The 23,077-nt window shown below is 46.5% G+C and carries 23 protein-coding genes; 4 read left to right on the forward strand and 19 right to left on the reverse strand.

What is annotated here, in order from left to right:
• Window positions 1-74 precede the first annotated feature (74 nt).
• The 17 genes from LLH06_RS13845 to LLH06_RS13925 form a co-directional block, all read right to left on the reverse strand.
• Window positions 75-1,508 (reverse strand): Glu/Leu/Phe/Val family dehydrogenase, encoded by a 1,434-nt coding sequence (locus LLH06_RS13845; RefSeq protein WP_228169884.1) that lies wholly within the window; start codon window positions 1,506-1,508, stop codon window positions 75-77.
• Between the two features lie 84 nt (window positions 1,509-1,592).
• Entirely contained in the window at window positions 1,593-1,799 is a 207-nt protein-coding gene (locus LLH06_RS13850; RefSeq protein ID WP_317206679.1) for a CcmD family protein, read from the reverse strand.
• Window positions 1,800-1,802: 3 nt separating this feature from the next.
• Window positions 1,803-2,474, reverse strand: a complete 672-nt coding sequence (ccsA, locus tag LLH06_RS13855; protein ID WP_394800282.1) for a cytochrome c biogenesis protein CcsA — start codon at window positions 2,472-2,474, stop codon at window positions 1,803-1,805.
• A 76-nt stretch (window positions 2,475-2,550) separates the two neighbouring features.
• A complete protein-coding gene (locus LLH06_RS13860) occupies window positions 2,551-3,843 on the reverse strand; it encodes a carboxypeptidase-like regulatory domain-containing protein (protein WP_228169885.1) in 1,293 nt (430 codons plus the stop codon).
• Window positions 3,844-3,845: 2 nt separating this feature from the next.
• Entirely contained in the window at window positions 3,846-4,529 is a 684-nt protein-coding gene (locus tag LLH06_RS13865) for a heme exporter protein CcmB (protein WP_228169886.1), read from the reverse strand.
• A gap of 90 nt (window positions 4,530-4,619) precedes the next feature.
• Window positions 4,620-6,560, reverse strand: coding sequence for a hybrid sensor histidine kinase/response regulator (locus tag LLH06_RS13870; RefSeq protein WP_228169887.1), 1,941 nt, complete (start codon window positions 6,558-6,560; stop codon window positions 4,620-4,622).
• 31 nt (window positions 6,561-6,591) lie between these two features.
• Entirely contained in the window at window positions 6,592-7,179 is a 588-nt protein-coding gene (locus LLH06_RS13875) for a chemotaxis protein CheB (protein ID WP_228169888.1), read from the reverse strand.
• A complete protein-coding gene (locus LLH06_RS13880) occupies window positions 7,169-8,005 on the reverse strand; it encodes a CheR family methyltransferase (RefSeq protein WP_228169889.1) in 837 nt (278 codons plus the stop codon). Before LLH06_RS13880 ends, LLH06_RS13875 begins: the two co-directional genes overlap by 11 nt.
• Window positions 8,006-8,009: 4 nt before the next feature.
• Window positions 8,010-11,441 (reverse strand): response regulator, encoded by a 3,432-nt coding sequence (locus tag LLH06_RS13885; protein WP_228169890.1) that lies wholly within the window; start codon window positions 11,439-11,441, stop codon window positions 8,010-8,012.
• 199 nt (window positions 11,442-11,640) lie between these two features.
• Window positions 11,641-12,075 carry a hypothetical protein gene (locus LLH06_RS13890; protein ID WP_228169891.1) on the reverse strand — a complete coding sequence of 145 codons (435 nt, stop codon included), beginning with the start codon at window positions 12,073-12,075 and terminating at the stop codon, window positions 11,641-11,643.
• A 109-nt stretch (window positions 12,076-12,184) separates the two neighbouring features.
• Window positions 12,185-12,514: a gliding motility protein GldC gene (gene gldC / locus LLH06_RS13895; RefSeq protein WP_228169892.1), complete on the reverse strand. Its 330-nt coding sequence runs from the start codon at window positions 12,512-12,514 to the stop codon at window positions 12,185-12,187.
• Window positions 12,515-12,539: 25 nt separating this feature from the next.
• Window positions 12,540-12,809, reverse strand: a complete 270-nt coding sequence (locus tag LLH06_RS13900; RefSeq protein WP_228169893.1) for a hypothetical protein — start codon at window positions 12,807-12,809, stop codon at window positions 12,540-12,542.
• Entirely contained in the window at window positions 12,809-14,155 is a 1,347-nt protein-coding gene (locus LLH06_RS13905) for a DEAD/DEAH box helicase (RefSeq protein ID WP_228169894.1), read from the reverse strand. Before LLH06_RS13905 ends, LLH06_RS13900 begins: the two co-directional genes overlap by 1 nt.
• Window positions 14,156-14,268: 113 nt before the next feature.
• A complete protein-coding gene (locus tag LLH06_RS13910; protein WP_228169895.1) occupies window positions 14,269-14,880 on the reverse strand; it encodes a hypothetical protein in 612 nt (203 codons plus the stop codon).
• 11 nt (window positions 14,881-14,891) lie between these two features.
• A complete protein-coding gene (gene bioA, locus LLH06_RS13915; protein WP_228169896.1) occupies window positions 14,892-16,157 on the reverse strand; it encodes an adenosylmethionine--8-amino-7-oxononanoate transaminase in 1,266 nt (421 codons plus the stop codon).
• Entirely contained in the window at window positions 16,154-16,591 is a 438-nt protein-coding gene (locus LLH06_RS13920; RefSeq protein ID WP_317206680.1) for an NUDIX domain-containing protein, read from the reverse strand. Before LLH06_RS13920 ends, bioA begins: the two co-directional genes overlap by 4 nt.
• Window positions 16,591-17,568, reverse strand: a complete 978-nt coding sequence (locus tag LLH06_RS13925) for a cation diffusion facilitator family transporter (protein WP_228169897.1) — start codon at window positions 17,566-17,568, stop codon at window positions 16,591-16,593. Before LLH06_RS13925 ends, LLH06_RS13920 begins: the two co-directional genes overlap by 1 nt.
• A 93-nt stretch (window positions 17,569-17,661) precedes the next feature.
• Between LLH06_RS13925 and LLH06_RS13930 the strand changes: the two genes are divergently transcribed.
• Complete coding sequence (locus LLH06_RS13930) at window positions 17,662-18,855, forward strand: pyridoxal phosphate-dependent aminotransferase (RefSeq protein ID WP_228169898.1); 1,194 nt, start codon at window positions 17,662-17,664, stop codon at window positions 18,853-18,855.
• A gap of 212 nt (window positions 18,856-19,067) precedes the next feature.
• On the opposite strand, the gene LLH06_RS13935 is transcribed toward LLH06_RS13930, so the two are convergent.
• Together LLH06_RS13935 and LLH06_RS13940 are read right to left on the reverse strand one after the other, a co-directional pair.
• On the reverse strand, window positions 19,068-19,628 hold the full coding sequence (locus tag LLH06_RS13935; RefSeq protein WP_228169899.1) for a hypothetical protein: 561 nt from the start codon (window positions 19,626-19,628) through the stop codon (window positions 19,068-19,070).
• A gap of 264 nt (window positions 19,629-19,892) precedes the next feature.
• Window positions 19,893-20,483, reverse strand: a complete 591-nt coding sequence (locus tag LLH06_RS13940) for a hypothetical protein (protein WP_228169900.1) — start codon at window positions 20,481-20,483, stop codon at window positions 19,893-19,895.
• Between the two features lie 476 nt (window positions 20,484-20,959).
• Here LLH06_RS13940 and LLH06_RS13945 point away from each other — a divergent pair, with 476 nt between their 5' ends.
• From LLH06_RS13945 to LLH06_RS13955, 3 genes are all read left to right on the forward strand, one after another.
• Window positions 20,960-22,087 carry a trans-sulfuration enzyme family protein gene (locus tag LLH06_RS13945; protein WP_228169901.1) on the forward strand — a complete coding sequence of 376 codons (1,128 nt, stop codon included), beginning with the start codon at window positions 20,960-20,962 and terminating at the stop codon, window positions 22,085-22,087.
• Window positions 22,088-22,261: 174 nt separating this feature from the next.
• Window positions 22,262-22,798, forward strand: a complete 537-nt coding sequence (locus LLH06_RS13950; protein ID WP_228169902.1) for a hypothetical protein — start codon at window positions 22,262-22,264, stop codon at window positions 22,796-22,798.
• 23 nt (window positions 22,799-22,821) lie between these two features.
• Window positions 22,822-23,052 (forward strand): hypothetical protein, encoded by a 231-nt coding sequence (locus tag LLH06_RS13955; protein ID WP_228169903.1) that lies wholly within the window; start codon window positions 22,822-22,824, stop codon window positions 23,050-23,052.
• Window positions 23,053-23,077: the final 25 nt, after the last annotated feature.

Here is a 23,077-nt window from a genome sequence, read left to right on the forward strand (position 1 = left end):
TAAAATAAGGGCTCCAAAAAAAAGAGCATCAGGCTATGCCTGATGCTCTTTTCGTAATGATATTCGTCAGTTATTTATGGCCAAACACCAAGGTTTTGGTAGCTCACTGCTATTTTGTTAATGGCGCCCACAAAGGCTGCCACACGCAGGGTGTCAATGCCGCTGGTATTATTGTAAGTTTCGCGTATCTCGTGGTACGAACGGATCATCGTATCCTCCAGACCTGAATTCACTAATTCAAGTTCTGATGCACCTTTGATGATCGTTGAGCGTTGCTCAGAGGTCAATGACACACCGGTGATACCTTCTACCATGTTTACAAGGTTCAGGTTCGAGTTCTCTTCAAAACGACGGTTCATACGACCGAACGATACGTGCGAAAGGTTCTTTAACCATTCAAAGTATGACACGGTAACACCACCGGCGTTGGCATACATGTCTGGAACGATCAAACCACCTTTTTCGTAGAAAATAGCTTCCGCTTCAGGAGTGGTCGGGCCGTTGGCACCTTCCACGATGATCTTGGCTTGAATATTACGCACGTTATCTACAGTGATCTGGTTTTCCAGCGCTGCCGGTACCAAAATGTCACATGGTTGCTCTAAACCCTCGCCTGAGTTGGTGAACTCCTTTGCAGCGCCGGCAAAGCCCAGGATAGAACCTGTTGCTTTACGGTGTTGGAACACTGCTTCGTAATCCAGACCGTTCTCGTTGTAAATAGCGCCTTCGTACTCGCACAAGCCAACAATGATCGCACCGAACTCAGATAAGAATTTAGCTGAGTAGTAGCCTACGTTACCCAAGCCTTGCACGATCACGCGCTTGCCGTTCAAACCGGCGGTAAGGCCTATACGTTGCATATCTTCTACTACACTCACACACTCGCGGGCGGCGATCGCCACACCACGACCAGTAGCCTCTCGACGACCAGCGATACCGTGCAATGCGATCGGTTTACCGGTAACGCAACCTAATGCATCACCCTGACCAGGGTTCATTGTGGCGTAGGTATCAGCGATCCAGCTCATCTCACGTTCGCCCGAACCATAATCAGGTGCAGGTACGTCGATAGTTGGGCCGATGAAGTTCTTTTTGGTCAACTCTACTGTGTAACGGCGGGTAATGTTCTCCAGCTCTTGCACAGTATAGTTCTTAGGGTTGATCTTGATGCCACCTTTGGCACCGCCGAATGGAACGTTCACGATAGCGCACTTGTAGGTCATGAGGGCGGCAAGAGCCATCACCTCATCCTCGTTCACCATATCACTATAACGGATACCACCCTTGGTAGGGCTTTGGTGATGTGAGTGCTCTACACGCCATGCATCGATCACCTCAAAACCATTACCTTTACGTATAGGGAAACGGAAGCGGTAAACGCTGTTACATGACCTGATCTGATCTAACAGACCGGCGTCATGTTTTGTGAACTGAGCTGCATGATCAAAGTTGGCGCAAACGTCACTAAAAAAGTGCGTTTCATGATCGGCTATGATTAAATTACTCATTGTATATAGATTAGTTATAATTGGCAATCTGCTAATTGCTCTTCAAAGGATATGTTAATGAATACGTTAAATCTTTTAAAAGGTTCAATTTTTTTCCTTTTCCAGGCGGCTAAGGCGTTTATCGATCGTAAAAAGGTATATGGCAAGGCCAACAAAAACGATCACTACCGTGCCTACCACCACATAGATCTTACCCGAGCTACGCAAGGTATCGGCCATCTCAACATCTTGTGCAAAGGCGCCAAAGCTACCTATCAATAACAACAGCAGGCAAGCAAGTCTCTTCATCATTTTTTATAGCGAATTATTTTTGTTCTCGATCAAACGGATACGGTAACGAAGGGTGGCCACCCATACCGCCAAGAAGATCCAACCCACACAAGCCGGATAGAACACGGCCCTCATGGCGCTGTCCATATCATACTTACCGAAGGCTGGGTTACCGCCATTGCCTGGATGCAAGGAATCGGTCAAACGAGGTAAGATCAGTAGCAATACTACCATTACCGGGAAGGCAAAAATGTTGTATATAGCTGATATACGAGCACGTTTTTGCTCTTCGTCAATAGCGTTACGCAATACCAGGTAGGCGCAGTAGAGTAAGAAGGCTATTGCGGCACTGTTCTGCTTAGGATCATTGCTCCAGTAATCGCCCCAGGTATAGCGAGCCCAAAGCATGCCACTGAGCAACCCTAAAATGTAGAAGATGATACCGGTGTTCACACTCTCGATAGCCACCAGATCGTACTGCTCCTTACCGGTAGCCAGGTACTTCACGCTGTAAAACACCGATATGCCGAACACCACGAACATGGCCATCCACATAGGGACGTGAAAATAAACGTTACGTATGGTCTCGTGCAGGATAGGCAGTTTAGGCACCGGTAATAAAAAGCCGGCTACCATAGTATAGGCCACTAAAAGCACTGCCATATATTTCCACCACGACCGATAAATGAAATCCATATCAATAAACAGTGCGCAAAGGTATAACAAAAAAACAATTCAAAATACTATGCATACATAGTATTTTGTAACAGCCTTACTTCAAAGTTGCTGTAACAGGTTCGGCTGATGGCGTATAGTCTACAGGCAGTAACTCGGCTACCTTGTTCTTGCTCCAAGTGCCCTCGAACATGTCACTATGTAACGATACTACTGCACCATTCTTGTCAAAAAGAATATAAAATGGCTTAAATAACGTGATCACGCTGACCTCATAGTTAGGCATATCCAGCGGACGGTAAATATCCTTGAATTCCTGCGTCTCACGCTTTTTAGTGTAGATCACATAAAGACTTTCAGGAAATGACAAGGCGAACAATCCCTCTTCGGGCGTGCGTTGCACGACCTGTTCGGGCTTGATGTGATCAGGGTATAATTTGCTGTCATACTTTGACAGGTTATACATATCATACCAATACCTGGATGAATCACGTGGGCCTGCAGCGAATTTATCGAGCTTCTTGTTAATGATCGCTTCGTCGGGGCGTTGCGGATTAGGGCGACGCGCCAGTATGCGCATCTCAAAACCGTCCTTATCAAAGTTGCCATTCACCAATGAGCGGTAAAAGTGCAGGCTTGATCCAAAATAGATTTCCTGCCTCCTTTGCTCCCACTTCTTTTTTTGAGCAGGAGAACCGGGTAACTCTTCATACAGGATCTTGCCCTCCCACGACATAATATTGTTCAGCCTATCGCTCTTAAAATCCTTAAGCAGGAACTTGATCTTGTACCCTAAAGCCTTGTTCTCGATATTCACAAAATCATAAGAGTAAGCCTGTAGCGTTCGCGTCGACTTTCGGTAAATGAGCGTCAGATCGTGTGGATTAAGTATCTGGCATTGCTTGGCGTAAGCCGATGTGCCGAAGAACTCGGTCAGGAACATCTCATAGTTGCGTTTCCAGTCGGCTGGCGTTGTCACCACCACATCGCTCAGTTGCAGCACGGCCGGCTTAAGTTCGGCATTAACGGTCATCGATTGCCCGTTAATGAGCACCGTTCGTATAAAGTCCTCATAGCCAACCGATGTCATGACCAGTTGATACTGCCCTGACTTTATGTTACGAAGCGTGAAGTTACCGTCCTCATCAGTAGCGGTGCCATAGGTAGCGTTACTCAGGAATACGCTTACTTTGCCTACAGGAGCCTTGCTATTTGCATTGATGACCTTGCCGCTAATGGTACCTTGAGCGAATAACCACACCGGGAAGCCCAGCATACATAGCATAACCAGCACCCAACGCTTTATTGAAAAGATGTGCAGTGATGACAATGATGGTGCTAATGAAGCCAAGTTGATACGATATAGCGATCTGGTACTAAATATACGCATGATCAATCGCGCCACAAAAACGGAAACAAAATAAGCGAGACAGCGATCACGATCACATTGATGGCGGCCAGTACTCCAAAATTGCCGAAGGTGAGGCTACGTTCTACCCCATCCATTGCGCTTTTACTGATCTTGATCAGCAGCATGATCACCGGTATGATCACCGGAAAACTCAGGATAGCCATAAGCGTTCCGTTGTTACCTGCCTTGGCCGCAATGGCCGATACCATGGTGAACACTGTGGAGAACGTGACGCTGCCCATTAAAATGGTAAGAAAATACCAAACACCATCGCCCACAGCGTTATAAAAGAAGATACTATAAACGATCAGTGCCAGCACACTCAACAGCCCCATGAGCAAAGCATTATAGATCATTTTGGAAATGATGACCGCATGTGGTGCCGCTATGGTGTAATAGTACAGCATACGGCTTCGACTCTCCTGCAAAAAGCTTTTGGCTATAGCGTTCACCGAGGCGAACAGAATGATGATCCAGAATAATACATTCCAAACCAATGGGTAACCTTGACTTTTTTCAAAACCTGGTGTTAAGTGAAAGGCTATATAACAAACAAAGATGGTAGATACGATGTACAGCAATACACCATTGAAAGCGTACTTTGAGCGCCATTCAAGCAATATTTCCTTCCGGAGCAGGTGCCCCGCCTGGCGTAAAACTTCCATCGCCACAAATATATGATTTATTGTATGGTTACAGGACGATGAAGCTTAAGGATGCTGTTGTGACACATCGCGCTGCTGCGACGAGCATGATCAATACTGCTTAACCGCTTCGTCAAGCAGTCGTTTCATTTTTTCGTGTAGCTGGTAAGGTTGGAAAGGTTTCGACAATATATCGTTCATACCCGCACTAAGCGCTTGCTGCTGCTCATGCTCAAAGGTAGCGGCCGATAGTGAGATGATCGGGATGCTGCGTTTGGGTTCTGCGAAGTTCACGCGTATGTTCTTGGCCGCCTGGTAGCCATTCATCTCTGGCATGTGAGTGTCCATCAGGATCATATCGTAATCGTTATGCAGCAGCTTATCGATCACTTTTTGGCCATTATCCACGATCTCGACCTTTACATTCCAGTCCTTCAACATTTTAGTAAGCATGAACTGATTCACCAGATTATCTTCAGCTACCAGTATACTCACGTCGTTGAATGGCTCAAGCTCGCGTTTAACATCCTCCCGGCTTTTCTCCGGTGCAGGTCGCTCGGCAATGCTGTACCAATTCACAAAGTTGAACACACTACCGCTGCCTACCTGGCTGCTTACGGTCAACTCGCCGCCTTTTAATTCGGCCAGCTTTTTAACGATGGTAAGCCCAAGGCCCGTGCCGCCATATTTGGAAAGGGTATCTTCTTCGGCTTGCTCAAAAGAGTCAAATATCTTGCTCAACCGGTCTGAAGGGATACCGATACCGGTATCGCTAACACTGAATTTCACTTTAACGTTATCATTCAAACGCTGAGTGACGCCTAATTGCAGCTTCACGTAGCCACGATCTGTGAACTTGATCGCATTGCTGAGTAAGTTCATCAGGATCTGGTTGAGGCGCAATGAGTCGAACAATAAGATCTCAGGCAATTCCTGATCGATCTCTAACTGAAGTTCGATATTCTTCTCGTCGGCTTTATATTTTAACAGATCAAATACGGCCTTCACGATCTTGCGGATATCGTTCGGTTTACGGATGATGCTGAACTTACCTGCCTCTATCTTAGAGATATCCAACACATCATTGATCACACCCAGTAATGATTGCGACGAAACATCGAGCAGGTCGACCACGCCTTTTTGCTGCTCGTCCAGCCCGCTTTTACGCAGCATTTCGGTCAAACCGATAATGCCGTTGACCGGAGTACGCAACTCGTGGCTCATGTTGGCCAGGAAGGTCTCTTTTACTTTTTTAGAATGCTCCGCTGCCTCTTTAGAACGGATCAGTTCCTGTTGAAAGCTTTTTTGAGGAGATATATCGCTGATGTTGATGAACAAAACCTTATTGCTGTAGGTGATCCTACATTCGGCCCAGATGAAACGTTTATCAAAGGTCTCGAATTGGTACTCGGCCACAGCATAGCTCAGGTTATTGTTCACGATCTCTGACAGTCGTTTTCTGAACTTTGGTTGGCTCGCAACCGCAGCGAGGTCCACTATGCTTTTCTGAGTAGCCTCGGCAGGTTGATAACCTAATATCTTATATACCGCAGGATTGATGGAACGTATACGGAACGTATGTGCATCCACCGTGGTAATGATGTCTGCCGAGTTTTTGACCATGATCGCGTAGTTGTTAAGCTCCTCGTTCTTGGTCTTGATATCGCGTTGATGCTGGGCCAGTTGAATAAATGAATCGACCTTAGCCGATGTGATGAACGGGTCCAAGGGTTTGTACAGGTAATCGACAGCGCCGGTACCGAAACCTTTCACCGCGTATTTTGATTCTTTGGAAATAGCCGTTACAAAAATGACCAGGATGTCTTTGGTACGTGGGTTGGCTTTTAACATCTCTACCAACTCGAAACCGTCTATCTCTGGCATCTGTACATCCACCAGCGCAATGCTGATGGGATTTTCCCAAGCTATGCGTAATGCCTCATTAGGCGATGTGGTAGAGAGGATATTGATGTCATCACGCTTTAAAAGGGCTTCAAGCGCGATGATGTTCTCCTCCCGATCATCAACCACTAAAATGTTAACATTACTCATAAATTGTAGATAAAATTATAAAAAAGTTCGGCTAAGCTTGCAAAAGCTCAAATATATCATTTACCGTGAGTATCTCGTCGGCCGCATTGATCTCAACCGCAGCGCCCGGCATTTCCCGCATTTCGGCGTCAGCCGGATCTTGCGCTATAGTGAGCGAACCCTGTTCCCTTAACTTCAATAGTCCACGTGCGCCGTCTTGATTTGCACCCGATAAAAGAATTGCTGTGCACCGCCCCTTGAACACCTCTGCCGCGCTTTCGAAGGTAACGTCTATAGATGGTTTTGAATACCAAACGGCTTCGGAGACATCCAGACTAAATTGTTCTTCACTTTCGACCAAAGTATGATAGTTGGCCGGTGCGATGTAGATAGTGCCACGTGTGATCGCATCTTTATCGCTCACTTCGCGGAGGTACATACGGCTATTCTCGGCGAACAGTTTTTCTATTTCTGAAAAAAAATTTTTCTTTCGGTGAATGATGATCACCACTATTTTGTTCAGGTCGGCAGGCAATACCTTAATAAGCCGGAACAGTATCTTGAAAGATCCAGCCGAACCACCCAGCAGCAATACTTCAGAGTTGCGCCAGCGCGATATGGTATCGGGTTTAAGAGCCAATTTTTTGATAGATGTTTTCTTTGGAACTGATGGTCTTGAAACGTTTTTTAAACGCATCAGATCTTATAGCTTCCTTACTGCCCAAACACAAAAAACCTAACGGACACAAACTGCGATAGAACAGGTCGAGTATCTTCTCCTGTAACGGTGACTCGAAATAAATGAACACGTTACGACAACTGATCATTTGGAACTCGTTGAACACATTATCTGAGATCAGGTTATGCACCGAGAACAATGTATTTTGCTTCAGTTCGGTATGAATGGTAGCGGCATCATACAATATGGTGAAGTGATCGGTAATAGTGCCCGGCAAACCTGAATACTGATAATTCTCGGCGTAGGCCTTGATCTTTCGTAAACTATATATACCCTTCTTGGCCTCCTTCAATACTTCGGTATTGATATCAGTGCCGTAGATGAACGACTTGTTGCGCAGGCCAGCCTCATGCAACAATATAGCCAGCGAGTATACTTCCTCGCCTGATGAGCAACCCGCACTCCAGATCTTGATGTGCTGGAAGGTGGACAGATAGGGTAACACTTGATCATTGATCGCCTTGTAGAACAACGGATCACGGAACATTTCGGTCACGTTGACGGTCACCTCTTCCAAAAAGTTCTGGAAGAAGGCCGTATCATTAATCAGCATGTGCTTCAGGTCATAATAGCCCAGGCGTTTCAGCTGCATGATGCGTGTGATACGCCTTCGCAACGACGCTTTTGAGTATCCCGAAAAATCGAACCCGTGTATCTTCTTCACCAGGTCGATCAGATCATTCATCTCTATGGATGATGGCCCTTTACTGTCTATATCATTGATCATACCCTTACCCCTCTAACCATAACTGCATCAATGATATGAGTCTGTCCATATCTATCGGTTTCGTTATATAATCGTTAGCTCCGGCCGCCAAACACTTTTCTCTGTCCTCTTTCATGGCCTTAGCTGTTAAGGCTATTACGGGTAACTTGGCCCATTTGTTTTGCTTTCTTATCTGACGGGTAGCCTCATAGCCATCCATCTTTGGCATCATGATGTCCATCAGTACCATGTCGATACCTGGAGTGGCCTCCAGTTTCTCCAGTGCCTCGTCCCCATCGTTAGCGATCTCAACATTGATGTCATGCTGTTGCAGCGCACTGCTCAAGGCAAATATGTTACGCATGTCGTCGTCTACTACCAGCACCTTTTTACCCTTGAGGATGTCTTTGCCTTTGGTTGGCGCAGCCGCTTTCGCGGCAGGTGCAGTAGGCGCCGAGCTTACTTTATGTAAGAACAGGTTCACCTCATCGATCAATCTATCGGCAGATTTGTTGGTCTTCATCACCATTGCGTTGGCATATTGCATTAAACGACTAACTGATGAACGATCAAGCTCCATGGCGGTATTAATGATCACCGGCAACTCGGTAAAGCGGTCGATCGCCTTTATACGGTCAAGCAAATCCAAACCAGACACATCAGGCAAGTTCAGATCCAGGATCACGCATTGGTATTCGTTCTGGTTAAGCATATCAAAGGCCTGCTCGCCGGTAAATGCCTGGTCTACCGTGATACCTTGCTTTTGCATCAGATCTTTCAAGGCCTGGCTTTGTGCCTCATGGTCTTCTACCAAGAGGATCTGCCTGAAAGGCACACCACTTTGGCTTGCCATATCATGGAATAATTTATCGAGGGTCTCTGTATTGATCGGTTTTTTCATGAAGCTGATCGCACCTTCCTTACGTACTTTGTTAGCCGCAGCCTCTCCTGCCGACATCAAATGCACAGGGATATTTTGCGTATCAGGATCTGCCTTTAATTCACGCAGTATCTCCCAACCGTCTTTACCAGGCAGCATGATGTCCAGTATCACGGCATCAGGCAATTGCTCTTTTACCAACGATGCAGCGTTGGTTCCCTCATGGGTGAGCACCGCATCATAGCCATGCTCGCGGGCGTAATCATTTAGTATGTCGGCAAAATTCTTGTCATCCTCCACGATAACCACCAAAGGCCGTTCGCGACCCGGGCGATTTACGGTGACCTGTGGCAACATCTCTTTAGCCGGCTGGAAACTTTCCACGGTCGGCAATGAAGGCTCTTCATCCTCACGCACCGGTGCTTGTGTGGCCTTTAAAGGTATGGTCAGCGTGAACTCGCTTCCCGAACCTAATTGACTGGTCAGGCTGATCTCGCCACCTAACAGTATGGCCAATTCGCGACTGATCGACAGACCCAGACCAGTACCGCCGTATTTTCGGCTTGTTGAGCCATCGGCCTGCTGGAAGGCTTCAAATATCACACGTTGCTTTTCAGGGGCTATACCTATACCCGAATCCTTAATGGTAAAGCTGATAGTATCGGGCTTTTTACCTGGCTTGGCAATTATAGAAATATGTCCGTTCTCTGGTGTGAACTTGAACGCGTTAGATAACAGGTTCTTCAGTACCTGCTCAACACGTTGCTTATCTGTATAAATGTGTTTAGGCACACCCGATGCAGTGTGATCGAATTTGATGTGCTTGTTGCGTGCCACCTCAGTGAACAGCAGCTCCAGGTCGGTCAAGATGCTATTCACGTCAACATCATCGTTCTGCATATCCATCTTGCCCGACTCGATCTTCGAGAGGTCAAGAATGTCATTGATGAGGGTCAACAGGTCATTACCGGCGTTAAAGATCACACTTGCGTACTTGATCTGGTCCTCGCTCAGGTTGTCGGTCTTGTTATCCTTTAATATACGGGCCAGTACCAATATACTGTTCAACGGAGTACGCAATTCGTGACTCATGTTGGCCAGGAACTCTGATTTGTAACGACCGGTGGTCTCCAGCTCATTCACCTTCACGTTGATCGCTGTGCGGGCCTCCTCAATAGCTTGATTCTTCTCTTCAAGCAGGCTGGCTTTTTCTTCCAGCTCGGCGTTGATGGTACGCAGTTCTTCTTGCTGTACGCGAAGCTCTTCTTCTGAGGCCTGAAGCATCTCTGTCTTGTTGAGCAACTCCTCGTTGGTCACACGCATTTCTTCCTGTTGTGCCTCCAGTTCCTCGGCCTGTTGCTGGGTCTCCTCGAACAGATCGTGCATAATGGTGCGTGCCTGGGCAGTATTGATAGCGATACCTATGTCATCGGCAGCCGACAATATATAATCACGACCAGCATCGGTAAGTGCTCCCTGGAAGGCTACTTCCATCACGCCTTTCAATTTTTTATCAAAGAAGAAAGGCACGATCATGATCTCGGCCAGGTCCTGGCTAATGATCGAGGTCTGCAGTTGTAGTTTGTCGTTAAAGGAGCCTTTTACAGTGGTCGCCTTTTGGTCCTGCGCTACTTGTCCCATCCATCCTTCAGACAGTTTGATCTTCTTTTTAACCAAACCCAGATCATGGAAGGCGTAATAGGCAAAAAGGTCCAGCACGTCCTCGTTCTCATTATAAAGGTACAGGGTACCACTCACTGCATCGGCATACTTACATACCTCCGATAGTACTTTTTCAGAAAGCTCTTTTTCATCAAGCTGGCCCTGCATCTTCTCGCTCAGCAAGGTGATACCGGTGAGCAGCCAGTTGCGGCTTTCGTTCTCGGCCAGTACTACTTCCAACTCCGCATTGGTCTCCTTGATCTCGGCTTCGGCTTTCCGTTGCTGGTCAAAGGTCTTTTGTATGTAGAAGAATAGTACAATGATAATGATCAGGAATATTGCCGAACCAATGCCAATGGTCCATACGGTACGGTCGGCCGCGTAACGGGTCCTTTCCTTACCTAACTGCACGGAGGTGTTCTCGATATCGTTGATCTTGGTCACGATAGCCCGTATCTCGTCCATCATAGCCTTTCCGTTCAACAACATGTCGTGAGATACCATGTATTCAAGCCCCAACTCATCGCGCTTATCCACGTTGTTCCGCATTAAGGCCAGTACATTGGCATTTAAAGCGCCAAGACGGATAACGTTTTGCTGCTGATCCGCATCATCTTTGGTGAGCATTTGTAGCGAATTAAGGTTCTGCGTGATGCGAGGCAGAGCTGCATAATACGGATCAAGGAATTTGTCTTTATTGGTGGCCACGTAACCGCGCATGCCGGTCTCGGCATCTACCAGTGCCTGCAAAATGTTGTGCGAGGTACTGATGATCTCCTGGCTGTGTTCCACCTCCATTTGATTGTTTTGCAGTTGATCGATACTGCGATAGGAAAAGATCCCCACTACAAATACGAGAAGCACGGATATGGCAAAGCCGATCAGTACCTGCGTACGGAAATTGAAGTTTAGCATTCTGTTAGGTAAAGTGTATGTGTCGGCCGATCAGATCAAGCCAACGAACCAAAGCTAATAATAAAATGTGACCAATAAAAAACCGTGTGAATACAACTTTGCTTGTCGTTGCAGCATACTCATCATAGCTCACATGAGTGGTTAACGTAAGTTGAGTAGTGGAGCGACAAGGTTATAGCCACGCGCTATGAACGGATGATCAGAGCGTTTGTTCAGGAAGGGGGTCTTCAGGTTTGTAAAAGTTTCTTGACCGTGGGTTGGCGATCACACTCAGCAGCGGACCTACAAATAAAAGATACCAACCCCATTTGAATTTGATGCTACGGGTGAGTGCTGCGGCCAAGCCCTTGAACGGTATAAAACTAAAGGCATTATGAACCTTCAGTTGGGCAGCTACATATACTAAGACCACCAATATTAAAGCCGACCAGGCAGTCACTCGTGCAGGCTTGTATTGCTTAAGCACCGTACAGGCTATGCCTACCACCGATACCAACAACACGACCATACCATAAGGCTTGTTCAGATCATACAGATCCCAATTGAACAATCCTAACGGACGTAACAAGGGGCACCAGGTAGCGGCCATAAGCAGCACGAAACCAACAAAGGAGATAAAGGCTTTAGGGGGCATTGGGTGTGGTTATAAAATATTTGGTCATTGTGTTACTGGTGTGGCCATCGTTTTATCATATCGGCCTCACTTAACATTAACCCAATAACGGTCACTTAATGACTAAGAACTACTTAGTGATCTCCATTTTTTCGGCAAAGTGAGCACAGTAATCGCGCAGATCCTCAACAATGTTGGTCTCGCCGGTGGCGCGTAAAAAGCTGTCGCCCATGGTTTGCAGGGTCTCAAAAAAGAACTTTTTCATCTCCTCTACCGGCATATCCTTGGTCCAAAGATCGATCTTCAAGGTATTCTTGTAGTTGTGATCCCACAACGAAAGCATAAAGGCTTTTACTGGCAGGGCCTCCTGGGTCTTTGAATCGGTAGATTCCCAGGTTATATTTTGAGGGACATTGTTATCGTCGAGGTCCACAATGAGTTTGATCTCAGCTTTTTTCATGATGATATAGAAGCAACAGGGTTGATTAACGTACAAGTAAATATATAACAGTGGTGAGCGCTATAAAGCTCAGTTCCACCTTCCAAAGCGTTGGCGTATGCTGAAAAAAATTACGGAAGATCATGTCCAGGAACCATGACATGATCCCGAACAACAAGAAGATCAGCGCTATGGTACCAGTAAGTGCCTGGTACTGCTGACCGGTGACCGCCACTGGCTTAAAGATCCAGGTGATAGCGGCCAGTACTATAAAGAATGCCGTGGCAAAATTAAGCGGTGTTAAACGAAGCTTCATTATCCTCTTTTTTTGAAAGATTTACCTCGGGTGGTCTTGGGTTTTCCATGTTTCAACGCAAGCGTTTGTTTACGTCCCAATGGTTTCTTTTTCTCTACCCGCTCCTTTTTTTCATGGAACGCTCCTTTAAAGTCAGGATCATCCCGGCGCTTTTGCATATCGATCTCACGAGCCTGCTCCTGGCGCTCTTCGTAAGGTGTTTCTTCTATAAATACGTCCTCAGGAATAGGCAGTATAGATACCTGCTGGCGAATGAGTTTCTCGATCTGTTGCAGGTAATATTCTTCGGCCGGGTTGCAAAAGGTGATCGCTTCCCCATGCTGGTAAGCTCTGCCGGTACGACCTATGCGGTGTACATAATCTTCGATCACGATCGGCACGTCAAAATTGATCACGTGGCTTACATCGGTCACATCAATGCCTCGTGAGGCAACATCCGTGGCTACTAATATCTTCACCTCATCATTCTTGAACGAGTTGATCGAGTTGATACGGGTATTTTGTCCTTTATTGGCATGCAACACCTTTACCTGGTCCTCATCGTACTTACGCACCAGGAACTTGTAAACATCCTCGGCAGCGGTACGCGTTTTACAGAACACGATCAATTTTTTAACCTCCTCATCACGGTCCAGGATCTTTTTCAGCAAATTGATCTTGGTCTTGATGTTAGGTACAAAGTATAATGACTGGTTGATGGTTTGTGCGGGTGTGGCCTGAGGGGTAACCTCGATCACTGTCGGGAACTCGAGGAAGTTGCCGGAAAGCACGTGCACCTTGTCTGACATGGTGGCCGAGAAAAGCAGGTTCTGTCTTTTGCGCGGCACAACCTCCAGTATACGGTTGATCTGCGGCATAAAGCCCATATCCATCATCTTATCGGCCTCGTCCAATACCAATATCTGCAACGGTTTGGTATGGATGTGCCCACCCAAGTATATATCGAGGTATCGGCCCGGTGTAGCCACAATGATATCGACACCTTTCTTTATCGATTCGATCTGAGTTTTAGGGCCCAAGCCGCCATAAAGCAGAACGGTGCGCAGGTCGGTATTCACCGCGAATTTGCGAATGTTCTCCTCGATCTGCATGGCCAGCTCGCGTGTGGGTGCCAGCACTAACGCCCTTGCATCATTACCCTGAGCATACTTGAGCTTCATGAGTATGGGCAATACATACGCGGCCGTTTTGCCGGTACCTGTCTGTGCGATGCCCATCACATCCTGGCCGTTCAATATGGGCGGGATGGCTTTTTGCTGTATAGGCGTAGCCTCTGTATAGCCGGCATCGGCAATGGCATTAAGGATCTGCCGGTTGAATTTAAAATCGTCGAAAGGTACGCCCATAGCGTGCAAAGATAACAAATTAGTGAGGAAGTCGGTGACGGCAGGGATCCGCAAGCAGAAGCACGGGTGGCGTAGCTTATATTATGCCTTCACCAGATGGCATATCCTCAGGCTTACTTGCTGATCTCGTGATCAACAGCCTCTACCCAACGTTCGAACAGATGTGTCTCGATAGCAACGGCTTTATCAGCATGGACCTGCCAATCAGAAGAGAAACCTTGCAACTGGTTGATCATCTCTTCCAAGTGGCCTTCCTCTTCCAGTATGATCGATTTTACGTTCACCTTGCTGCCGGCCTCGGTCAGTACTTCCTGATAGACCGGGTACAACTCATCGGCACGTACTTCAATAGCATAGGTGACCAAAAGGTAGGCAGCAAAACGTAGTTCATTACCGGTAAGCGCCAATTTATCTTTCAGATAACGGCAAACATCGATATCGAGTTGATTCAAATAACGTTTGCTATGGCTTGCAGCTAAAAGGTATTCGGGAGCATAAGTGGGCAACGACACGCCTTCTATCTTTTCGATCTGTTTTTTCAGGTAGAACGCGTGACGATGTTCTTCGGCCGCATGTTTTAATATGATATAGGTAACGGTGGTGGTATCCTCACTGGCCGAGATCTTGCGGGCGCCTGTGTTCTCCATTAGCGAGAGTGTGTTCAGCCAACGGGCGTGCAAAAGGTCATTATTAACTATGGTCGAAAAAACGTTCTTGAGCTCCATTTAAGTACAAATTATAAGGTATCGAGCGCTTGCCCGATCGTGCGGTAAATATAGCGTAGCTGATCGGTGGTTATGCAATACGGAGGTAAAATGTATAGCACGTTACCCAAAGGGCGCAGCACGATACCGGCCTCTAAAAAGTAGCGGTACAAGGTATCACGCAGGCTGCTGAAGTAAGAAGTATCATTACCGGTCTCCCACTCCATGGCCAAAATAGTACCTGTTTGCCTGATGGCGCGTATACGGCGATGACCGCGTATCTGCTCCGCAAAGGCAGCATGTTCCGCAGCTATGCGATCGATATTTTGTTGCGTTGAAGGGTCAACAAAAAGGTCCATACTGGCCAGCGCGGCAGCACAAGCCACCGGGTTAGCGGTGAAGGAGTGCCCGTGAAAAAGTGTTTTTAAACGGTCGTCAGACAAAAAGGCATCATAGATTTGCAAAGTGCAGGTCGTAACCCCAAGTGCCATAGTGCCGCCTGTGAGGCCTTTGGAGAAACACATGATGTCGGGCTGATGCTTCAGGTGATCACAAGCGAACCGTTTACCGGTGCGGCCAAATCCGGTAAATACCTCATCGTCGATGGTGAATATCCCTTCCTGCTTACAATGAGCGATCAACTGATCCAGGTACTCGGCCTCATACATGATCATTCCGCCCGAACCCTGTACCAATGGTTCGAAGATAAAGCAAGCCAGTTCGGTCTTGAGCCCAGAGATATGGGCTTTAAGCTGATCGATGTTATCAGCATTGGGTAGGTCAATGAACTCGACACCGAATAGTAGCTTATCAAAGGCACTGGTGAAAGCGCTGCGTCCACTTACTGCCATGGCCCCGAAGGTGTCGCCATGGTAAGCATCATTAAAGGCGAGCATCTTGGTACGCTGCTCTCCCTTGTTATGCCAGTACTGTAAACACATTTTAATAGCGACCTCTATGGCCGTTGAACCATTATCGCTATAGAACACCTTTTTTTGATCTAAAGGCAGTATCGATAACAAACGCTCCGCCAGTTCAACAGCCGGCTGATGGGTGAACCCTGCAAAGATCACATGCTCGAGCACCTTTAACTGCTTGGCGACCTTTTCAGCTATATAAGGATGGGCGTGGCCATGTATATTGACCCACCATGAGGATACGGCGTCGATATAGCACTTACCATCCTCATCATATATGCAGGCACCCTCGCCACGAACGATGCCTATAGGTGGCATTGCTGTTTGCATTTGCGTGTAGGGATGCCAGATCACCGCACTGTCGCGTTCGCTTAAGTTCATTTTTTGTTTTTCAATAGTTCAACCACATGTTGATCGATCGGGAAGGTCACATCCTTTGGATGCAACTCTGCAAGCGATCGCCAGCGGAAAGCCTGCAACGAGCCGGAAGTTCCGTCAAAATCGAAAGCCTTGGTCTTGCAGGTAAAGTTCACCGTCCCTGCCGCCCTTACCTTATAATATACACTGATGATCTGCGAATCGTTGAAAGCCGACTTGACAAAAAAATCTGTGGTGTAAAAGTGTTCAATGATCTCTACTTCTGTAGCGCATTCCTCTATAAATTCGCGCTTAAGCGCATCGGTCAGCCCCTCACCATACTCCAAACCGCCACCCGGAAATTTGGTGAAGCGATAGCCCTGCTCCTGCTCATCGGTGAGCAGGATCTCATCGTTATCGTTAACGAGCAGCCCATATACACGTACATTGAAATACATCAGTTCTCGTAGTGCTTTTTATTGCGGATAATATTATCCATGTTCCATTCAATATCGATTCGCTTAGCTTCTGACCGGATCGGGCAGTTGGGCATGCTACAATAATGACAACACTCCGGTACGCAGGGATCGGTATGAATGAAGAGTTCAGTCGGTACACCTGCCTTCTCATTGATCATCTTGTCTACCAACGATACCTCCAAATGCACGCGGTTCAGATCAAAATAATTGGGTAGCGTAAGATGGCAATCGATATGCAGTTCGTGACCATACTTTTGGGCCCTCAAATTATGTATGTCGATCCATTCAGGCTTGCGTTCAGCATTCAACACCTTGATCACATTTTCTACGATCACAAAGTCGGTCTCGTCCATTAAGCCGGCCACGGATCGACGGATGAGTGCGTAACCCGTATAACAAATGTAGGCGCCCACCGCAATGGACAACGCACCATCTAACCAATGCAGACCGGTAACATGTATCAGTAGCAAGCCTACTACTAAACCGCCGCTGGTCACCATATCGGTGATCAAATGACGACCATCGGCCTCCAACGTGATCGAGTTGAGTTGCTTGCCTTTTACTATCATGTAATAACCCAGCCCACCATTGATCGCACCGGTAACGCCTATAATGATCGCGCCGATAAGCAGATCATGCAATACCTGCGGATGAAATAGCCCATATACCGATTTGAACAAGATACCTACACCAGCGACCGAGATCAGCGCACCCTCTAAAAACACCGAAAAGAACTCGATCTTACCATGACCGTAAGGGTGGTTCTCGTCCCTCGGCCGGGAGGCGATGTAAATACTAAAGAAGGCGAAGGAACTGGCCACCACATTCACGATGCTTTCGGCGGCATCGGCAAGTACAAAGTTAGATGCGGTGATAAAGTAGGCGCTGAACTTGGCCAGCATCAACACGATGCTTACAGCGAGCGCTACAATGATAATGTTCCTTTTTTGAAGCAAAACAGAAGAATTGGCTGCAAATTTAATAATAACCACTTCAATTACCCGAAAGGTAATTTTATATATTTGCCCTTCAACATATACGATTCTATTATGAGCGCACTAAGTGACAGGATCAATAACCTGTCTGAATCACAGACCATTAAAATGGCTAAACTGGGTCGCGAATTGGCGGCAAAAGGAGTTGATGTTATCAGCCTTAGTTTTGGCGAACCTGATTTTCACACCCCTGAATACATCAAGGACGCTGCTAAACAGGCGATGGACGATAACTTTACCTACTATACCCCGGTAGCCGGTTATCCGGAACTGCGAAAAGCGATCGTAAAAAAATTAAAGGATGAGAATGACCTGGACTATGATGTTACCGACATCGTGGTTTCTACCGGTGCTAAGCAAGCCATCGCTAATGCAGTGCTATGTTTGGTGAACCCTGGTGAAGAAGTGATCATCCCCACCCCTTACTGGGTATCTTACTCAGAGGTGGTTAAGCTGGCAGAAGGTAAAAGTGTCTTCATCAAAACCACTGTTGAACAGAATTTTAAGATCACGCCTGAACAATTAGAGGCAGCGATCACTCCTAAGAGCAAGTTGTTCATGTTCTCATCGCCGTCTAACCCTACTGGAAGTTTATATAGCAAGAGCGAGTTAGAAGCTTTGGCCAAGGTATTTGAGCGTCATCCACATGTGTATATCCTTTCTGATGAGATATATGAACATCTGAACTACGTTGATAAACATGAGACTATTGCTCAATTTGATAGTATAAAAGACCGTGTGGTGATCATCAACGGTTTTTCAAAAGCTTACGCCATGACCGGCTGGCGCATTGGCTACACCGCATCGACCAAAGAACTGGCTTCGGCATTTGATAAAATGCAGGGACAGATCACTTCAGGTACTTGCTCGATCACTCAACGTGCGGGTACTGCTGCTTACAACGGTGGCTTAGCTGCTGTGTTGGAGATGCGTGAGGCATTCAAAAAGCGTCGTGACCTGGTGCACAGTTTATTGACAGAGATCGATGGATTGAAGGTGAATTTGCCTGAAGGCGCGTTCTACTTCTTCCCTGATGTGACCTCTTATTTCGGCAAGGCATTTAATGGCAAAACCATCAACGATGCCGACGAGCTAAGTATCTATTTATTGGAAGAAGCCCACGTAGCCGTTGTTGGCGGCGATTCATTTGGTGCTCCTGAATATATCCGCTTATCATACGCAGCGGCCGAGGACAAGTTGGTAGAAGCTGTAAAGCGTATCAAAAGAGCTTTAGAACAGCTGAAATAGTATCAATACTTATATCAAGGTAAAAGGCTGGATGCTTAATGCATCCAGCCTTTTTTGCATAATGGAATAATATAAAGGTTTGTGGATCAACACACTTGCTTGGTAAGTTGTCTTTCCAATGAAGCTATACCGATGCAGATCGGTGACCAACCCACAACAAAAAAGGCCGAGCGGTCATCCCACTCGGCCTTTATATCTTTTGACTTACTGAATTAGAAGTTGAATAAGTAAGCTGCACGTAAGACCACAAAGCTTACGTAAGCATTTTGGTGATTAATGTTCTCGTAACGGAACGATAGATCCAATTTGTTAGTCTCATAACCTACAGATGGCGCAATGATCTTGCTGAAGTGTGACTGGCTTTTAGGGTCGATAAAAGGTTTTACATAACCAACACCTACCTCGCCGCCAAAGTAGAACTCAGGTAAAAAGTATGCCTTAGCACCCAATTTAGCTGGAATGATCTTCAGATCGCCCGGGTAGTTTGGGTCTGTTCCATAAACTACTGACTTATTAGAGTTGATCACACTATACCCGGTGGCGAAGGTGATACCTAAGTTTTGCGTAACGTCATATTGGTATTTGGCACTTACACCAAAACCAGGTTTATAGGTCTTGCCTCCCGGGTTGATATTGAAGAAGCCTTCCACCCCAACGTTGACGTGGCTTACGTACTGACTGTAACGCTCGTTATTACCTAACAATTGCGCTTTTACTGTGCTTACGCTAAAAACCGTCGTAAGTAATATAAGGACGCGTAAAATGTTTTTCATAGCCGTAATGTGTGTGACAGATTATTTGTTCACGAATATAATGTTTTGTCTTTAACATTTACATAAATAATTTGTTTTTGTTGATGAAATTACCAAATAAAAATACCTTGATTGAATTTTTGGTAATTTATGGGCAGCAATTGGCGATATTAATGTAATAATGACAGCGCGTTACTTAATTATAAAGAAAAAACATATCAAAAAAAGAGGGATACGCTTTCGGGTATCCCTCTTCTGATATACATATCATATATGTATCATATATTATAATGCGAAGCCGTAAGCCAAGCGGGCAGCGACCATGCCGTAGTTATTGTTGTTACCTGAGAAGTTCTCGTAACGTACGCCCAGGTCAACATTGCTCCATGAATAACCTAAGCCTGGAGCTAAGATCAGCTTGGTAGCTTTTTTATTGTAATCACCAGTTAGGCCACGGTAAGCATCTTTGGTCTCAAATCCGGCACCAACTTCACCAGCGATGTAGAAACCATCGGCGATGAACGCTTTTATACCTGCTTTAACCGGTACCACACCAAAATCCACCGCTTTGTTAGTGATACGTGTCACTGAGGTACCGTTGGTGATGGTAGTGGTATTTTCTTTACCAAAAAAGTTGTAGTAACCTGATGTAAGGGTCAAGGCAACATTATTGTTGATACCGTACTGGATACGTGCGGTACCGCCCAAACCGAAATTAGAGATGTTGTGCAAATTACCGGTCGGAGCCATACCTTCTACACCGATGCCTAAGCGCCATGCTTTAGCTGGGGTAGTTTGAGCGTTAGCAACATTTGCAGTGAAGAACGTTGCAGCGGCAAATGAAGCAGCTGCTATAACTTTGGTTAATTTTTTCATGATCTTTTCTTGTTTAGAATACTTGTGATCTTAAGTTGCGTACAAAAATGTACACGACCCTATTCCCAAATAGTTTGCCATTGGCACAGCTGAGCACAGTTCACAAGCCCTGTTAAGCCTATGTTAACGACCTATGCAAGCAAGTTGCGATAGCCTATCATATAATTGATTTACAATGGCTTTTTTAACCTGCATAGCGTAAGGAAATAACGGTATCCAACAGCTCCGAAAACGGCTTTAGATGATACCCTTGCCAAAGCTTGAAGTATTGACAGATCGTAGCGGTTTTACTACAAAAGCGTTCAAGACGTGCTACGATCTGTATCCGATCAGCATCACCTATCTGCAGGCCTGTACACTATGCCAATGCGAAGTTCATTACGCAATGTGACTTTTTTTAACGATCAGCAAACAATCGACCTTGAACATTGCGGTAATCATCTACATTTGCGATGCAAACAATAATTAACAACTCAATGAAGATCGAGACCCTTGCCATACACGCCGCTACCAAAACCGATGGATCTACCTCCGCAGTGATAGCTCCCATCGTCATGGCTACCACTTTTGAGCGTGACACTGACGGTGGGTATAGCAAGGGTTATATATATGGTAGAGCCTCTAATCCTAATCGTTCGGCATTGGAGAAGGTGCTGGCCGTACTTGAAGGTGGAGCGGACGCAGCGGCATTTTCATCAGGCAATGCGGCAGGCATGGCTGTCTTTCAAAGCCTTGCGCCAGGTTCGCATATCATTGCGCCTGATGACATGTATCATGGTTTACGTAATCAGTTGAAACTGATGTTCGCTGGCATACATAAGTTCGACTTTATTGACGTAAATAACGAAGTGGAACTTACGGCGCATATCAATGCGCATACGGCATTGATATGGCTCGAGACCCCTTCTAATCCTTTGTTAAAACTAACTGATATCAAAAAGATAGCGGCCATCGCTAAAGCCAACCATATAAAGGTAGTCTGCGACAATACCTTTGCCAGTCCGTTAGGGCAGCGACCGTTGGAATTAGGTGCCGACCTGGTGATGCATAGTACCACCAAATATTTAGGCGGACACAGTGATCTTACCGGTGGCGCCTTGATCACCGCTCAAAAGGACGAATTTTGGGAGAAGATACAGCAGGTACAACAAATGGGCGGCGCTATACCTTCCCCTGCCGATTGTTACTGGCTCACCCGCAGTATCAAAACATTGCCTTACCGTATGCGTGGTCACGTACATAACGCACAGTTATTGGCCGAGTTCCTGGAGCAGCATCCAAAGGTAGAGCGTGTATTATATCCCGGCCTCCCATCACATCCGCAACATGAATTGGCTCAACAACAGATGCTAAGCTTTGGCGGGATGATGTCGGTGCTGATCAAAGGTGGTGTTGAAGGTGCAGAGACCGTTGTTAATGAGACCAACTTGTTTACCAGCGCCACTAGTTTAGGCGGAGTAGAAAGCCTGATCGAACGTCGTGCAGCGGTGGAAGGGCCGGATACCAAAACCCCGCAAAATCTGGTGAGAATATCCGTAGGACTGGAACACATCGATGACCTGATCGCCGATATGAATCTTGCCCTGAGCAAAGTTGAGTTATGACCATCGACCCGGCTTCTGTAAGCAGAAGGGCACCTGGCACTCAACTTACGTAAGACCAGCTAAGCAGCTGATGGGTCACACATCTTTCTTGAACCTTTCAGGTCGACCACAGAGTCTTTTCTTTTAAAACAAATCTTTTGCTCAAACCTTGTTCAGTTATAAAACTAAACAAGTATGACACCATATAATGATGCTCCTGATAACGAAGATAGCGGCCGTCCGGGTGGCTACGAAGTGAAGGATGAGAAGAACCTTGAGGAAAAGGACCTGAAAAGAACCTTCCTGGGTGGAAACGATGCCAATCCAGACCAGCCAGGCTATGAGAGCCATGGAATGGGTGGCGAGAGCTTTGGCGATAACAACCTGACCCGCTCAGGTGATGATGAGGCCAATCCGTCACGAAGCGCTGGCTACACCAACGACTATTTCAAACGTACCGAACCGGCTGAAGAACATCCCGAGTTCCATAACTTTAAACCTAAGGACCAGGAAGGCGAAGCTGACGCTAACATGGGTAAAGGCGAAGAGCAGGAACACATAGTGGCGGATGACAATGGCACCCGTAAATATCAGGAAGGTACTGCCGATGCGGATGGCGCCCAACAAAAAGGCGATCAAAAAGATGACGTGAACGATTCGAACACCTCATACTACACCGGCACCCCGCACTACCGTGACCAAGGCGACACCTCAAATAAACAGGGAGAATAAGTTTAACTATAGAGCGAAAAGTGATGAACGAGAATAAAGAAGAAGTTGCAGGCTACCGCGAAGCACCGGAGCAGCAAAAAGTAGGCGGCGTTGAAGGTGAGCCATCACAGCAAGACACCACTGGCCAGGAACAACGACCGTCAAATGAGTCGAAGAACGGCGAGGAACAAGGTACCGCACCTTATAGCCCCGAAGACGACAAAGGGACACCCGATTACGGGAGCAACAGTCCCGAAGATCAAAAAGAACAATAAAGAGAAAGCGCCCTTGTTGAGGGCG

Origin of the sequence: Mucilaginibacter daejeonensis, from assembly GCF_020783335.1 — a bacterium.
Taxonomy (GTDB): domain Bacteria; phylum Bacteroidota; class Bacteroidia; order Sphingobacteriales; family Sphingobacteriaceae; genus Mucilaginibacter; species Mucilaginibacter daejeonensis.